This window comes from Rathayibacter sp. RFBD1, assembly GCF_002932915.1.
In the GTDB taxonomy this organism is placed as follows: Bacteria; Actinomycetota; Actinomycetes; order Actinomycetales; family Microbacteriaceae; genus Rathayibacter.
In genome coordinates this window covers 303181-317309 of record NZ_PSWQ01000021.1, presented here as the reverse complement: position 1 = coordinate 317309, position 14129 = coordinate 303181, and the positions used below count along the sequence as shown (strand labels likewise).

The window sequence follows — 14129 nt, the reverse complement described above, 5'->3', positions numbered from 1 at the left end:
GTTCGCGCGATCCGGAGCAGCCGGTGTCGCGACGGGCGCGGGTCAGCCGCCGTGCGTGAAGCGGCCCGCCAGGAGGGTCGCGGCGACCGGCATGGATCGGAGGGCTCCCGCGTCGGCGGCGAGCGGATCGCGGTCGACCACCACGAGATCGGCGGGATCGCCGGCCGCGGGCGTGAGCCGGCGCACCCGGGTCGAGGCGACGATCGCCTCCTCGACGCTCACCCGCTGCTCCGGATGCCAGGGCTCGTCGCCGGGCAGCGCCCGCGCGACCGCGGCCGAGATCGCGACCCACGGGTCGAGCGGAGCGACCGGAGCGTCCGAGCCGAGCACCACGCGGGCCCCGGAGTCGAGCAGCGAGCGCAGCGGGAACGCCCGGCCGGTGCGTCCCGGCCAGTACCGCTCCGCCACCTCGCGGTCGTCGAGCGCGTGCGCGGGCTGCACTCCGGCCTCCACGCCGAGCGCGGCGAACCGCGGAAGGTCGGTCTCCGCGAGCAGCTGAGCGTGCTCGATCCGGCCCCCGCCGACCCGGCCGAGCGCGTCCAGAGCCAGTGTCGCCGCGGCGTCTCCGATCGCGTGCACGGTGGAGCGGATGCCCCCGGCGGCCGCGCGGGCGAGCAGCTCGTCCAGCTCGGCGGGCTCCACGGTGAGGACGCCGTAGCCGTCGTGGTCGGCGTACGGGTGGGCGCAGTAGGCGGTCCTCGTGTTGAGGGAGCCGTCGATCAGGACCTTCAGCGGGCCCATCCGCAGCAGGCCGTCACCGCCGTCGAGCTCGTCGCCCGTGCGCAGTCCCTCCGCGAGGGCGCGGTCGAGGTGGTCGCGGTAGACGCCGGTGTCGACGCGGAGGGAGCGGGTTCCGCCGTCGACGCGACGGGGCCAGTCCCCCGCGTTCCAGCGCATCTCGAGGTCGACGACGCCGACCACCCCGCGGGCCGCAGCCCGCCGGGCCGCCGCGTCGGCGAGCGCGTCGAGCTCGTCGTCGCCGAGGGCTCCGAGTGCGGTGACGAGCTCGAAGCAGGCGTCCTCGCGCAGCAGCTCGGGCTCGGGATCGACGGCGTAGCGCCGGTACGCGGCGGAGTTCAGCCAGGCGCAGTGCAGGTCGCCGCTGATCAGCACGACGGGCCGTTCCGGAGAGACCTCGTCCAGGAGCGCGGTCGTGGGCGGCTCCGGCCAGAGGCCGTCGCGGAAGCCGAAGCCGATCAGCGTGCCGGTACCGGGCTGCTCCGCCAGGCGACGTCGGACCGCGTCCGCCGTTCCGCGGGCCGAGTCGGCTGACGAGACGTCCAGGCGCGGTGCCGTCATCGCCCACTGGGAGAAGTGGACGTGCTCGTCCCAGAGGCCGGGGAGCACCCAGCGCCCGTCGAGGTCGCGCACCTCGTCGCCCGGGGCGGCGGCGGCCTCCGGTCCGACCGCTTCCACGCGGCCGTCGCGCAGGAGCACGGCACCGGGTCGGGACGAGCCGAGGAGGCGGGCGCCCCGGAGCAGGAGACCGCCGGTCATCGGGCGGCCTCGCGGAGCGCGGGGCGGACGGCTCGGCGGGCGCGGGACCGGGCCGGCGTCTCTCCACCGGCGCTCACGACTGGCACACCGGGCACCAGTAGAGCTTGCGCGCGCCGATCTCCTCGAGCAGCACGTTCGTGCCGCAGACGCGGCAGGGCAGACCCTCGCGCTTGTAGACGTAGTTGCGCTCGGCGCGGCTGCGGACGGCTTTCGAGCGCTCGGTCTTCGTCAGGCCGCGGCGCGTGATCATCATCCCGGTCCGGATGCCGTCCTCGAGCAGGTCCGCCCAGTCCCGCCACAGCTCCTGTGCGAGCTCCAGCGGCACCTGCTTGCCGGGAGTGTGCGGGTCGAGGCCGGCGCGGTAGAGCAGCTCCGCGCGGTAGATGTTGCCGATGCCGCTGACCACGGACTGGTCCATCAGCACCAGCCCGACCGGCGTCGCCGTCCTGCGGAGCCGGTTCACGAAGCGGTCGCGCGCCTCGTCGGAGTCGTCGTCGGCCGGATCCGGACCGAGGCGGGCGAGGAGGGCCTCCACCTGGGCGAGGTCCATCACCTCGCAGGCGGTGGGGCCGCGCAGGTCGGCGACCGTCTCCTCCGTCATGATGCGCACGCGCACCGCGCCCACGGGCGGCGGCGGGAACTCGTCGAGGTCGGAGTCGGTCTCGTGCTCCGTCTCGGAGAGGCGCACGGCGCGGCGGCGCCGGGGAGCGCCGATGCTGCTGCCGGCCTTGCCGTCCGGGAACAGCGGCGAGACGTGCCCGAGGAAGTCCCACGCACCGTAGAGGCCGAGGTGGACGTGCAGCGTCAGGTCGCCCTCGAAGCGCAGCAGCAGGTGCTTGCCGACGGCCGTGGACTCGAGGACCTCGCGCCCGTCGAGGAGCGCGGCTCCTTCGGTGAAGCGGCCCTGGGGGCTGCTGGTCGCGACGCGGTGCCCGACGACGTCGCGCTCGAACTGCAGGGCGATCCGGTGGACGGAGTGCCCCTCGGGCACTCAGCGCTCCTTCGCGGCGGAGTCGACGACCCGGCCGGCGATGTCGCCGGTGGCCTCGTACTCGGCGAGCTGCGCGATACGGCGCACGTGCCGCTCCTCGAAGGTGAAGGGCTCGGCGACGAACGCGTCGATGAAGCCGGTGGCCTCCTCGACGGAGTGCTGGCGGGCCCCGATCGAGATGACGTTCGCGTCGTTGTGCTGGCGGGCCAGCACGGCGGTGCTCAGGTTCCAGACGAGTGCCGCGCGCACGCCCGCGACCTTGTTCGCCGCGATCTGCTCGCCGTTGCCCGAGCCGCCGAAGACGACGCCGAGGGCCTCGACCCCCGCCTCCTGATCGCGGACGACCGCGGCGGCGGCGTTGATGCAGAAGGACGGGTAGTCGTCCAGCGGGTCGTAGGACGTGGGGCCGTGGTCGATCACGTCGTGACCGGCGGCACCGAGGTGCTCGATCAGGTGACGGCTGAAGTCCAGCCCTGCGTGGTCCGTGGCGATGTGGATGCGCACGAGAGAACTCCTCCGGAAGAGCCGTCTGGGGCCCGCGGTGCCCGGGCCGGGAGCCAGAGTACCGCGGGTCGGCTCAGTCGAACTGCGGGTCGCGGGTCCGCGAGCGCTTGAGCTCGAAGAAGCCGTCGAAGGAGGCGGCGGCGACGATGCCGTCCCAGAGGGTCAGCGCCTGCTCGCCCGTCGGGATCGGCGAGATGACGGGGCCGAAGAAGGCGACGTCGCCGATCGCGATGACCGGGGTGCCGACGTCCTGGCCAACCCGCTCGATCCCGTCGAAGTGGGAGGCGCGCATCGGCTCGTCGTACTCGTCCGAGTCGGCGTGGGCGGCGAGCTCCGCGGGCAGGCCGAGCTCGGCGAGCGACTCGGCGATCACCGCGTCGACGTCGGTGCGCCCCCCCGGGTGGATCCGGGTGCCGAGCGCGTCGTAGAGCGGCTTCACGTGCTCGCGGCCCTCGCGCTCGGCGACGGCGGCGACCAGGCGCGTGTAGCGCAGCGCGCGCGGGAGGAAGGCGCGGTACGAGTCGTCCACGTCCTTGTCCTCGTTGAGGACGGCGAGGCTCATGATGTGCCACTGCACGTCGAGGTCGCGCGCGGGGGTCACCTCGTCCACGAATCGCGAGGTCATCCAGGCCCACGGGCAGGAGGGGTCGAACCAGAAGTCCACAGAGGTCATGGGGACACGCTACGCCGCTCGCCGGGGCCGCGTCCGCGCTCCCCGGCGGCTCCGCAGGATCGGCGCCACGGGGCTCCACGGCGGGTCCCGGCAGCTCTAGGGTGGATCGGCGGCGCCCGCACCCCGGCGCCCGCGGCAGCGCCCGAGACGAACGGATGGAGCACCCCCGTGCCAGGAGACAACCTCACCCGGAGCGAGGCGCAGGAGCGCGCCTCGCTGATCCGGGTCCACGACTACGACATCGCCCTCGACCTGACCCGGGGAGCCGAGACCTTCCTCAGCACGACCACGGTGCGCTTCTCCGCCACCGAGGGCGCCTCGAGCTTCATCGACGCCGTCACGGGCACGGTCCACTCCGTCACCCTCAACGGCGCGGAGCTCGACCCCGCCGACGTCGCCGACGGCGTCCGGATCCGCCTCGACTCCCTGGCTGCGGACAACGAGCTCACCGTCGTCGCCGACATGCTCTACACCAACACGGGCGAGGGCCTGCACCGCTTCGTCGACCCCGTCGACGGCGAGGTGTACCTGTACTCGCAGTTCGAGGTGCCCGACTCCCGCCGCGTCTTCGCGGTGTTCGAGCAGCCGGACCTCAAGGCCGAGTTCCGCTTCACCGTCACCGCGCCCGCGCAGTGGCAGGTCGTGTCGAACCAGCCCACTCCCGAGCCGGTCCCGGCGGGCGAGGGGATCGCGACCTGGAGCTTCGAGCCCACCCCGCGCATCTCCTCCTACATCACGGCCCTCGTCGCCGGACCCTACGTGGTCGAGACCGACTCGCTCGTCTCCTCCGACGGCCGCACCATCCCGCTGGGGGTCTTCGCCCGGGCCTCGCTCGCGCCCTTCCTCGACGCCGACTACGTGTTCGAGAAGACGAAGCAGGGCTTCGCCTTCTACGAGGAGAAGTTCGGCGTCCCGTACCCGTTCGCGAAGTACGACCAGCTGTTCGTCCCCGAGTTCAACGCCGGCGCGATGGAGAACGCGGGAGCGGTGACCTTCACCGAGACCTACGTGTTCCGCTCCAAGGTGACGGACGCGATCAAGGAGCGCCGGGTCGTCACGATCCTCCACGAGCTCGCCCACATGTGGTTCGGCGACCTGGTCACGATGAAGTGGTGGAACGACCTCTGGCTCAACGAGTCGTTCGCCGAGTACGCCTCCACCCTCGCCACCGCGGAGGCGACGGAGTGGACCGAGGCGTGGACCACCTTCGCCGCGATGGAGAAGAGCTGGGCCTACCGCCAGGACCAGCTGCCCTCGACCCACCCGATCGTCGCGACCATCAACGACCTCGAGGACGTCCAGGTCAACTTCGACGGCATCACCTACGCCAAGGGCGCCTCGGTGCTCAAGCAGCTCGTCGCGTGGGTCGGCGAGAAGGAGTTCCTCGCCGGCGTCCACGAGTACTTCGTCAAGCACGCCTTCTCGAACACGGAGCTGCGCGACCTGCTGGTCGAGCTGGAGGCCACCAGCGGGCGCGACCTCACCGAGTGGTCGGCGCAGTGGCTCGAGACGGCCGGCGTGAACACGCTCCGCCCCGAGATCGCGGTCGACGAAAGCGGAGCGATCGCGTCCTTCGCGATCCTGCAGACCGCGGTCGAGGAGTACCCGACGATCCGCCCGCACCGCCTGGCGATCGGCCTGTACGACTTCGAGGGCGAGCGCCTCGTCCGCGTCGACCGCCTCGAGCTGGACGTCGACGGGGAGCGCACCGAGGTGCCCGAGCTGATCGGCCGCACCCGTCCGGCGCTCGTGCTGCTCAACGACGACGACCTCGCCTACGCGAAGGTCCGCCTCGACGACGCCTCGCTCGCCGTGGCCGTCGAGCACCTCGCGAGCATCGACAGCCCCCTGGCCCGCTCGCTGGTCTGGGGCTCGGTCTGGGACTCGACCCGCGACGCCGAGTCGGCGCCGCGCGACTTCGTCCGCCTCGTCCTGGGCAACGTCGCGACCGAGACCGAGTCCACGACCCTGCGGACGGTGCTCAACCAGCTCGTCGCCACCGCCACCCAGTACGTCGCTCCGGAGTACCGGGCCGAGGTCGTCGAGGAGGCGGGCGATCAGCTGTGGACGCTCGCGCAGAGCGCCGAGCCGGGCAGCGACGCGCAGTTCCAGTTCGTGAAGTTCTTCGCCGCGATCGCGTCCACCCCGGCGCACCTCGAGGCCGTGCAGGCGCTGCTCGACGGCTCCACCGCCCTCGGCGGCCTCGACATCGACACCGACCTCGGCTGGGAGCTGCTGATCGCTCTCGTCGCCGGCGGGCGGGCCGGTGCGGACGACATCGACGCGGCGCTCGCCTCGGACAACACGGCGACCGGCCAGCAGTCGGCCGCGCACGCCCGTGCCGCACTGCCGACCGCGGAGGCGAAGCGCGCGGCGTGGGACTCCGTCACGGCCGACGACTCGGCACCGAACACGATCGTCCGCTCGACGGGCCTGGGCTTCCAGCGCGCCGCCGACCCGCGCCTGCTCGACGCGATGGTCCCGGTCTACTTCGACGCCCTCCGCTCCCTCTGGGAGTCGAAGAGCTACAAGATCGCCGAGTACCTGGTCGTCGGCTTCTACCCGGCCGCCACGCCCTCGCAGGAGATCGTCGACGCCACCCGCGCCTGGCTCGACGCGAACCCGGAGGTCCCGGCGCTGCGCCGACTCGTGATCGAGAACCTGGCCGGCGTGGAGCGTGCGCTCCGCGCCCAGGAGCGCGACACCCGGGGCTGACAGTGAGCCGCCCGGTCCCCGGCGCTCGGCGCTGCGGGACCGGGCGGCTCTCCCCGCTCCCGGCGCCTAGCGCTGCGGGACCGAGCGGCGCTCCGGCCCGTCGTAAGCGGACAGCGGCCGGATGAGCGCGTTCGAGCCCCGCTGCTCGATCACGTGGGCCGTCCAGCCCACCACCCGCGCGGCGACGAACAGCGGAGTGAAGATCCCGGTGTCGAAGCCCATCAGCCGGTAGGCGGGGCCGGACGGGTAGTCGAGGTTCGGCAGGATCCCCGTCCGCTCGGCCATCGCCGCGGCCAGGGCGTCGTACAGCTCCATCATCTCGCCGGCCCCCTCGTGCTCGGCGAGCCGCCGGAGAGCGGCGTCCATGGTCGGCACCCGCGAGTCGCCCGACTTGTAGACCCGGTGGCCGAACCCCATGACCTTCCGGCGCTGCCCGAGCGCCTCGGCGAGCCACTCGCGGGACCGCCGGTCCGCCTCCGGTCCGGTGCCGACCTCGTCGAGCACGCGCAGCACGGCCTCGTTCGCCCCGCCGTGGAGCGGTCCCTTGAGCGCTCCCACGGCGGCGGTGACGGCGGAGTGGACGTCCGACAGCGTCGACGTCACGACGCGGGCCGTGAAGGTCGAGGCGTTGAAGGAGTGCTCGGCGTAGAGCACCAGCGAGACGCGGAACGCGTCGACGACGACCGGCTCCGGCACCTCGCCGAAGGTCGTCCAGAGGAAGTTCTCGGAGTAGTCGAGGTCGTCGCGCGGCTCGATCGGCTCGAGGCCGCGCAGGCGGCGCTGGGCGTAGGCGACGATCGCCGGCAGTGCCGCCCAGAGCCGCACGGAGCGCTCCAGCACGGCCTCGGGAGCGTCGGCGTCCGGATCCTCCTCGAGCGCGCCCAGGACGCTCACCGCCGTCCGCACGACGTCCATCGGGTGCGCCGACAGCGGCAGCAGGTCGATCACGGTGCGCACCTCGGGGGCCAGGGCGCGGTGGGCCCGCTCCACGGCGGCCAGCCCGGCCGTCTCCTCCGCAGTGGGGAGCTCGCCGTGCCAGAGCAGCCAGGCCACGTCCTCGAACGAGGTCCCCGCCGCGAGCTCCTGCACGGGGTAGCCGCGGTAGAGCAGCGAGTTCGACGCCGGGTCGACCTTCGAGACGGCCGTCGTGTCGACGACGACCCCCACGAGTCCCTTGCGGATGTCCTGATCGGTCGTGCTCATCCTTCGCTCCTTCGCGAGAGGCGGGCGGCGGCGCCGGGGAGCGCCGCCGGTTCGTGCGGGTCGGCGCGCTCAGGCGCGGTAGTGGTCGGCGAGCGAGAAGTCGAAGACGCCCTCGTCGAAGCGGCTGTACGAGGCGTAGTCGAGGAGCTCGTAGAGCTCGGCGCGCGTCTGCATGCCCGGGACCTCCGAGCGGAGCGAGCCCTCCGCCTTGAGGGCGTCGAGTGCCCGCATCGCGGCGCCCATCGCGATCCGGAGCAGCGAGACCGGGTGGATCACGACGTTCACGCCGACGTCGGCGAGCTGCTGCGCGGTGAACAGCTCGCTCTTGCCGAACTCGGTCATGTTGGCGAGGATCGGCACGTCGATCGCGGCGCGCACGGCCTCGAACTCGGACAGGTCGCGCATCGCCTCGGGGAACACTGCGTCGGCTCCGGCGTCGACGAGGCGCTTGGCGCGGTCGATCGCGGCTGGCAGGCCGTCGAGGGCGCGGATGTCGGTGCGGGCCATGATCACCAGGTCGGAGTCGCGGCGCGCGTCGACGGCGGCCGCGATCCTGCGCACCGAGGTCGCCTCGTCGACGACCGCCTTGCCGTCGAGGTGCCCGCAGCGCTTGGGGTTCACCTGGTCCTCGATGTGCAGCCCCGCGACTCCGGCGTCCTCGAGCATCTGCACCGTGCGCGCGACGTTCAGCGGCTCGCCGAAGCCGGTGTCCGCGTCGACGAGGACCGGCAGGTCGGTCAGGCGCGCGATCTGCTGCGAGCGGCCGGCCACCTCGCTGAGCGTGGTGAGCCCGATGTCCGGCAGCCCCAGCTCGGCCGAGAGCACGGCGCCCGAGACGTAGATCCCGTCGAAGCCCTTCGCCTCGATGAGGCGCGCGGAGAGCGGAGTGAACGCGCCGGGCAGCTGCAGCAGCTCGCCCGAGGCGAGGCGCTCGCGGAAGAGGCGGCGCTTCTCGGCGGGAGTCCGGGTGGAGTGGAGCATCGGGCGTCCTTCCCAGGGCGGTGTCCGGGTCCGAGCGGACCCGCCTCGAATCTATACGCGCTCGGGGCTCGTGCACCCGTCTCGGAGGGAGGCGTCCCGTAGCCTGGAGCGGTCATGCTGCTTCTTCAGACCTCCACCCCGGACCCTGTCGCCGCCACCGTCTCCTTCTTCGAGTCCGAGCCCTTCTGGAAGGTGGTCGCGATCCTCGGGATCGTGCTGGGCGCGCTGCTGGTGCGCGTCATCGCCCACTTCGTGATCGGCCGCGTCGTCGATCAGATCGTGTCGGGAGTGAAGCGCCGACAGCGCGTCGAGGACACCCAGTCGATCGCCGCGTCGCCGCTCGCGGCCGTGCGGGTGGTGCAGCGCACGCGCACGCTCGGGTCGATCCTCAACAACCTGAGCTCGATCCTGATCGTCGTCATCGCCCTGGTCATGATCGTGACGACGATCGACAAGGACCTCATCGGCTCCTTCGCCCTGCTGACGGCCGCCCTCGGCGCGGGCCTCGGCTTCGGCGCGCAGAACATCGTCAAGGACGTCCTGAACGGGCTGTTCATGGTCGCGGAGGACCAGCTCGGGGTCGGCGACGTCGTCGACACCGGGCAGGCGACGGGCGTGGTCGAGTCGGTCGGCGTCCGCGTGACGCAGATCCGCGACGTCAACGGCACCCTCTGGTTCGTCCGCAACGGCGAGATCGTCCGGGTCGGGAACATGTCGCAGGGCTGGTCGCGCGTCATCGTCGACCTGGCCGTGCCCTATGAGACGGACCTCGAGCAGGTGCAGTCCACGGTCCTCGCGACCGCGAACGAGCTGGCGGCGAGCAGCCGCTGGCGGGCCCGGATCATCGACAAGCCCGAGCTCTGGGGCCTGGAGTCCATCGCCGACGACGCCCTGGTCATCCGGGTCGTGGTCAAGACCCGCACCACCGCCAAGGACGACGTCGCCCGCGAGCTGCGCCTGCGCCTGAAGAAGTCGCTCGACGCGCTCGACGTGAAGCTCCCCTCGCTGGCCACCGTCGTCCTCGAGGGCTTCGAGGGGGCGACGAGCGTCGGAGGCGCCAAGCCGCCGCGGACCACGCCCTCCCCCACGATCAGCACCGAGCACGGCAAGCCCGTGCGACTCCCCCGCGCGCTGCGGCGCGGGAGCGGGATGCCGCCCCAGGACGGCGGCGGCACCTCCGGCCCGACGGGAGCGCGCTCGTGAGCGGCCTGCAGATCGGCGGCACGCCTCCGCTGCGCAGCTTCTGGGAGCACATCGGCGGCCGGCCGACCTTCGAGCGCCTGGTCCGCCGCTTCTACGAGGGCGTCCGCGAGGACGAGGTGCTCTGGCCGATGTACCCCGAGCACGACCTCGAGGGCGCGATCCAGCGGCTGACCGGCTTCCTCGAGCAGTACTGGGGCGGCCCGGGCACCTACAGCGAGGAGCGCGGCCACCCGCGCCTGCGGATGCGGCACCAGCCGTTCCGGATCAACCCCGAGGCCCGCGACCACTGGCTCCAGCACATGCGGACGGCCGTCGACGATCTCGAGCTCGCTCCGGCCGACGACGCCCTGCTCTGGGACTACCTGGAGCGCGCCGCCCACGCGATGGTGAACACCTTCGAGGAGTAGCCGCTCAGGCCGGGGTGCGGACCAGCACGTGTCCGCGCCGTGAGGTGAGGCGGCGCCAGGCGCCGCTCTCGAGCAGGGCGACCGGGTCGTCGGCGCCGAGGAACCCGAGCGCGAAGAGGGCGAACGCCGCTCCCGCCGGGACGTCCTCGAGGCCGTCGAGCGGGCGGCCCCAGACGCTCGACCGCACGCGGCCGACGATCTGCTCGCCCGTCTCGGAGCCGACGGCCGCCGCGATCTCGTCGATCCCCTCGCGCGCGACGCGCTCCAGGAAGCCCGGGTCCACGGGCTCGCGCCGGGTCCAGCCGCCGCGGGGCGGGGAGACGCCCGCCCAGGGCCCCGCCGTCGCGTCGTCGCCGTCGGGCAGGACGACCGGCTTGCCGTCCGCTCCGCCCGGCTCCCACTGCAGGCGGGCGAGGCGGTCCGACAGCGCACGGATCGGCACGACCCGGTCGAAGCCGGCGGGCTCGTCGAGCGCGAAGACGCGCAGGCCCAGCACGGTCGCGGAGCGGTCGAGCAGACCGCGGGGCTGGAGGATCGGCGTGTAGGCGGCCAGCACGTGGTCGTCGGCGAGGAGCCGGACCGCACCGTCCTCGACCCGGGCCGAACGGCCGAGGAAGACGCGCAGATCCGACAGGCTGGGCGGATCCGCCAGGGAGAAGGACGAACTCATCGCGTCGATAAACTTACCCGAGGCCGCTCGCCCCACCGCCCGACACCCCGGAGGTACCGTGCCCGATCCCCTGTCCTCGTTCCTCACCGCGCTCGACCTGACGGACACCGGCGCCCGCACCAGCGAGGACATCTCGACGGGTCCCTCGCAGTGGATGCCCGAGGGGCGGGTCTTCGGCGGCCAGGTCCTCGCGCAGTCGCTCATCGCGGCCGGTCGCACCGTCGAGGGGCGCTCCGTGCACTCGATGCACGGGTACTTCCTCCGCCCCGGGGACGTCTCCCTGCCGATCACGTTCTCGGTCGACCGGATCCACGACGGCCGCTCCTTCTGCACGCGGCGGACGCAGGCCTACCAGAACGGACGCCCCATCCTCTCGATGATCGCCTCGTTCCAGACCGAGGACGAGGGCCTCGACCACCAGGCGCCGATGCCGGAGGGGATCCCCGACCCGGAGTCGCTGCCGAGCACCGCCGAGATCCTCGCGGGGGTCGACCACCCGGTCGGCAGCTTCTGGGCCACGCAGCGCCCCTTCGACGTGCGGCACGTCGAGCAGCCGGTGTACCTCCGGGCCGACCCCGAGCGGGTCGCGCACCAGAGCGTGTGGATGCGCTCGCTCGGACCGCTGCCGGACGATCCGATGCTGCACCGCGCCGCCCTCGCCTACGCGAGCGACTACACGATCCTCGAATCCACGCTCCGCCGGCACGGTGCGGCCTGGACGACGCCCGGCCTGCGGATCGCGAGCCTCGACCACGCGATGTGGTGGCACCGCCCCGCGCGCGTGGACCAGTGGCTCCTCTACGTGCAGGAGGCGCCGAGCGCGTCCGGCGGACGCGGGCTCTCGCTCGGGCGCATCTACACGCAGGAGGGCGTGCTCGTGGCGAGCGTCGCCCAGGAGGGCATGGTCCGCGTCCCCCTGGGCTGAGCTCAGCCCCGCTTCGAGAAGGTGATGGGCTCCTCGACGTAGGGGCCCCACGCCTCGCGGAGCTCCTCCGGGATGCGCTGGGGCCTGCCCGTCGCGGCGGTGACCAGCACCAGAGTGGTGGCCGCCTTCGTGAAGAGCACCCGCGGGACGACGCCGGCGGGCGAGTAGAGCTCGTAGCAGACCTCGAGGCTCGCCCCGCCGATCCGCCCGATCCACAGCTCCACGTCGATCGGCGCGCGCATGTACGGGATCGGCGCGAGGTACTCGATCTCCTGCCGGGCGATGAGGCTGATCGACTCGGCGCCCGGCCGTGCGTCGAGCACCGCCGTCGCCATCCCGCCGGGCTGCGGCGAGTCCGGCTTCCAGAACGCCTGAATGCGCGCCTCCTCGAGCAGGCGCAGCATCTCGGCGTTGTTCACGTGCGCGTAGGCGTCGAAGTCCGACCAGCGCAGCGGGATGGCGACGTGCAGGCGCATCAGTCGCGGGTGAGCTTGCGGTACGCGGAGCGGTGCGGCTTCGCCGCGTCCGGGCCGAGGCGCTCGATCTTGTTCTCCTCGTACGCCTCGAAGTTGCCCTCGAACCAGTACCAGTTGGCCGGATCCTCCTCGGTGCCCTCGTAGGCGAGGATGTGGGTCGCGATGCGGTCGAGGAACCACCGGTCGTGCGTGATCACCACGGCGCAGCCCGGGAACTCGAGGAGCGCGTTCTCGAGGCTGCCCAGGGTCTCGACGTCCAGGTCGTTGGTGGGCTCGTCGAGCAGGAGCAGGTTGCCGCCCTGCTTGAGCGTCAGCGCGAGGTTGAGGCGGTTCCGCTCGCCGCCGGAGAGGACGCCGGCCTTCTTCTGCTGGTCCGGGCCCTTGAAGCCGAACTGCGAGACGTAGGCGCGGGAGGGGATCTCGGTCTTCCCGACGGTGATGTAGTCGTGCCCGTCGGAGACGACCTCCCACAGGTTCTTCTGCGGGTCGATGCCGCCGCGGCTCTGGTCGACGTAGGAGATGTCGACCGTCTCGCCGATCTTCAGGTCGCCCGAGTCGAGCGGCTCGAAGCCGACGATCGTCTTGAAGAGCGTGGTCTTGCCGACGCCGTTCGGGCCGATGACGCCGACGATGCCGTTGCGGGGCAGCGTGAAGCTGAGGTCGTCGATGAGGACGCGCTCGCCGAACTGCTTGTGCAGCTTCTTCGCGTCGATGACCTGGGAGCCGAGACGTGGGCCCACCGGGATGACGATCTCCTCGAAGTCGAGCACGCGCGTCTTCTCGGCCTCGGCCGCCATCTCCTCGTAGCGCGCCAGGCGCGCCTTCGACTTGGCCTGACGGCCCTTGGCGTTGCTGCGCACCCAGTCGAGCTCGGTGGTGAGCCGCTTGGCGAGCTTGGCGTCCTTCTTGCCCTGGACCTCCAGGCGGGCGCTCTTCTTCTCGAGGTACGTCGAGTAGTTGCCCTCGTAGGGGTAGAGGTGGCCGCGGTCGACCTCGGCGATCCACTCCGCGACGTTGTCGAGGAAGTACCGGTCGTGGGTGACGGCGAGCACGGCGCCGGGGTACTTCGAGAGGAACTGCTCGAGCCAGAGCACGCTCTCGGCGTCGAGGTGGTTGGTGGGCTCGTCGAGCAGCAGCAGGTCGGGCTTCTGCAGGAGGAGCTTGGTGAGCGCCACGCGGCGCTTCTCGCCACCCGAGAGGTTGGTGACGAGGGAGTCCCCCGGCGGGGTGCGCAGCGCGTCCATCGCCTGCTCCAGCTGCGAGTCCAGGTCCCAGGCGTCGGCGGCGTCGATCGCCTCCTGCAGGGTCCCCATCTCGGCGAGGAGACTGTCGAAGTCGGCGTCCGGGTCGGCCATCGCGAGGGAGATCTCGTTGAAGCGGTCGATCTTGCCCTTGATCTCGCCCACGCCCTCCTGGACGTTCTCGAGCACCGTCTTGGTCTCGTCGAGCTCGGGCTCCTGCATCAGGATGCCGACGGTGTAGCCCGGGCTGAGCCGCGCCTCGCCGTTGCTCGGCGTGTCCAGCCCCGCCATGATCTTCAGGATCGTCGACTTGCCGGCGCCGTTGGGCCCGACCACGCCGATCTTCGCTCCCGGCAGGAACGACATGGTGACGTCGTCCAGGATCAGCTTGTCGCCGACCGCCTTCCGCGCGCGCACCATCGAGTAGATGTATTCAGCCATGCCCAGTCCTCAAGTCCGTCGGTCTGCGCGGAGTCGGGTCGCCCGCCGGTCCCCTGCTCCGCGCGGAGGCGCTGACGGAGGCTCGGACCGGGGCGGGACGCCGGGCCCCGGCCGACGCGGAGCGCAGGCCGCGGGACCGTCCGCACCAGTCGAGGATAACGGGAACTCGCCGGTCCGCGTCGGAGGGAGCGTCTGAACGCGG

General features: G+C 72.2%; 13 protein-coding genes. 4 read left to right on the top strand and 9 right to left on the bottom strand.

Going from position 1 to position 14129, the window contains the following annotated elements; genetic code table 11:
• Positions 1-42: 42 nt before the first annotated feature.
• The 4 genes from C5D50_RS11955 to C5D50_RS11940 all read right to left on the bottom strand — a co-directional run bounded on the left by C5D50_RS11955 (position 43) and on the right by C5D50_RS11940 (position 3665).
• The gene (locus C5D50_RS11955; protein ID WP_104283602.1) at positions 43-1497 is read right to left on the bottom strand and encodes an amidohydrolase; all 1455 of its coding nucleotides are present in this window, start codon (positions 1495-1497) and stop codon (positions 43-45) included.
• A gap of 73 nt (positions 1498-1570) precedes the next feature.
• Positions 1571-2488: an Fpg/Nei family DNA glycosylase gene (locus C5D50_RS11950; RefSeq protein ID WP_104283601.1), complete on the bottom strand. Its 918-nt coding sequence runs from the start codon at positions 2486-2488 to the stop codon at positions 1571-1573.
• Positions 2489-2992: a ribose-5-phosphate isomerase gene (locus C5D50_RS11945; RefSeq protein WP_104223700.1), complete on the bottom strand. Its 504-nt coding sequence runs from the start codon at positions 2990-2992 to the stop codon at positions 2489-2491.
• A 73-nt stretch (positions 2993-3065) separates the two neighbouring features.
• Positions 3066-3665 (bottom strand): DsbA family protein, encoded by a 600-nt coding sequence (locus C5D50_RS11940; protein ID WP_104283600.1) that lies wholly within the window; start codon positions 3663-3665, stop codon positions 3066-3068.
• A 168-nt stretch (positions 3666-3833) separates the two neighbouring features.
• Between C5D50_RS11940 and pepN the strand changes: the two genes are divergently transcribed.
• Complete coding sequence (pepN, locus tag C5D50_RS11935) at positions 3834-6380, top strand: aminopeptidase N (protein ID WP_104283599.1); 2547 nt, start codon at positions 3834-3836, stop codon at positions 6378-6380.
• 66 nt (positions 6381-6446) lie between these two features.
• On the opposite strand, the gene C5D50_RS11930 is transcribed toward pepN, so the two are convergent.
• Both C5D50_RS11930 and prpB read right to left on the bottom strand, forming a co-directional pair.
• Entirely contained in the window at positions 6447-7583 is a 1137-nt protein-coding gene (locus C5D50_RS11930; protein ID WP_104283598.1) for a bifunctional 2-methylcitrate synthase/citrate synthase, read from the bottom strand.
• Between the two features lie 69 nt (positions 7584-7652).
• Positions 7653-8564 carry a methylisocitrate lyase gene (prpB, locus tag C5D50_RS11925; RefSeq protein ID WP_104283597.1) on the bottom strand — a complete coding sequence of 304 codons (912 nt, stop codon included), beginning with the start codon at positions 8562-8564 and terminating at the stop codon, positions 7653-7655.
• Positions 8565-8678: 114 nt separating this feature from the next.
• Here prpB and C5D50_RS11920 point away from each other — a divergent pair, with 114 nt between their 5' ends.
• Positions 8679-9767: a mechanosensitive ion channel family protein gene (locus tag C5D50_RS11920; protein WP_104283596.1), complete on the top strand. Its 1089-nt coding sequence runs from the start codon at positions 8679-8681 to the stop codon at positions 9765-9767.
• Positions 9764-10174: a globin gene (locus C5D50_RS11915; protein ID WP_279630823.1), complete on the top strand. Its 411-nt coding sequence runs from the start codon at positions 9764-9766 to the stop codon at positions 10172-10174. The genes C5D50_RS11920 and C5D50_RS11915 overlap by 4 nt, the downstream gene beginning before the upstream one ends.
• A 4-nt stretch (positions 10175-10178) precedes the next feature.
• Here C5D50_RS11915 and C5D50_RS11910 read toward each other — a convergent pair whose 3' ends face one another.
• Entirely contained in the window at positions 10179-10844 is a 666-nt protein-coding gene (locus C5D50_RS11910; RefSeq protein ID WP_104283595.1) for a hypothetical protein, read from the bottom strand.
• 58 nt (positions 10845-10902) lie between these two features.
• On the opposite strand from C5D50_RS11910, the gene C5D50_RS11905 reads away from it, so the two are divergent.
• Complete coding sequence (locus tag C5D50_RS11905) at positions 10903-11769, top strand: acyl-CoA thioesterase II (RefSeq protein ID WP_244230637.1); 867 nt, start codon at positions 10903-10905, stop codon at positions 11767-11769.
• 2 nt (positions 11770-11771) lie between these two features.
• On the opposite strand, the gene C5D50_RS11900 is transcribed toward C5D50_RS11905, so the two are convergent.
• Both C5D50_RS11900 and ettA read right to left on the bottom strand, forming a co-directional pair.
• Positions 11772-12245: a thioesterase family protein gene (locus tag C5D50_RS11900; protein ID WP_104223707.1), complete on the bottom strand. Its 474-nt coding sequence runs from the start codon at positions 12243-12245 to the stop codon at positions 11772-11774.
• The gene (gene ettA, locus C5D50_RS11895; RefSeq protein WP_104223708.1) at positions 12245-13927 is read right to left on the bottom strand and encodes an energy-dependent translational throttle protein EttA; all 1683 of its coding nucleotides are present in this window, start codon (positions 13925-13927) and stop codon (positions 12245-12247) included. The genes C5D50_RS11900 and ettA overlap by 1 nt, the downstream gene beginning before the upstream one ends.
• Positions 13928-14129 lie beyond the last annotated feature (202 nt).

Bases quoted from the DNA above. Each gene is read 5' to 3' on its own strand.
- C5D50_RS11940 (WP_104283600.1), bottom strand. From the start codon at position 3,665: ATGACCTCTGTGGACTTCTGGTTCGACCCCTCCTGCCCGTGGGCCTGG.
- C5D50_RS11955 (WP_104283602.1), bottom strand. From the start codon at position 1,497: ATGACCGGCGGTCTCCTGCTCCGGGGCGCCCGCCTCCTCGGCTCGTCC.
- C5D50_RS11910 (WP_104283595.1), bottom strand. From the start codon at position 10,844: ATGAGTTCGTCCTTCTCCCTGGCGGATCCGCCCAGCCTGTCGGATCTG.
- ettA (WP_104223708.1), bottom strand. From the start codon at position 13,927: ATGGCTGAATACATCTACTCGATGGTGCGCGCGCGGAAGGCGGTCGGC.
- C5D50_RS11900 (WP_104223707.1), bottom strand. From the start codon at position 12,245: ATGCGCCTGCACGTCGCCATCCCGCTGCGCTGGTCGGACTTCGACGCC.
- prpB (WP_104283597.1), bottom strand. From the start codon at position 8,564: ATGCTCCACTCCACCCGGACTCCCGCCGAGAAGCGCCGCCTCTTCCGC.
- C5D50_RS11920 (WP_104283596.1), top strand. From the start codon at position 8,679: ATGCTGCTTCTTCAGACCTCCACCCCGGACCCTGTCGCCGCCACCGTC.
- C5D50_RS11930 (WP_104283598.1), bottom strand. From the start codon at position 7,583: ATGAGCACGACCGATCAGGACATCCGCAAGGGACTCGTGGGGGTCGTC.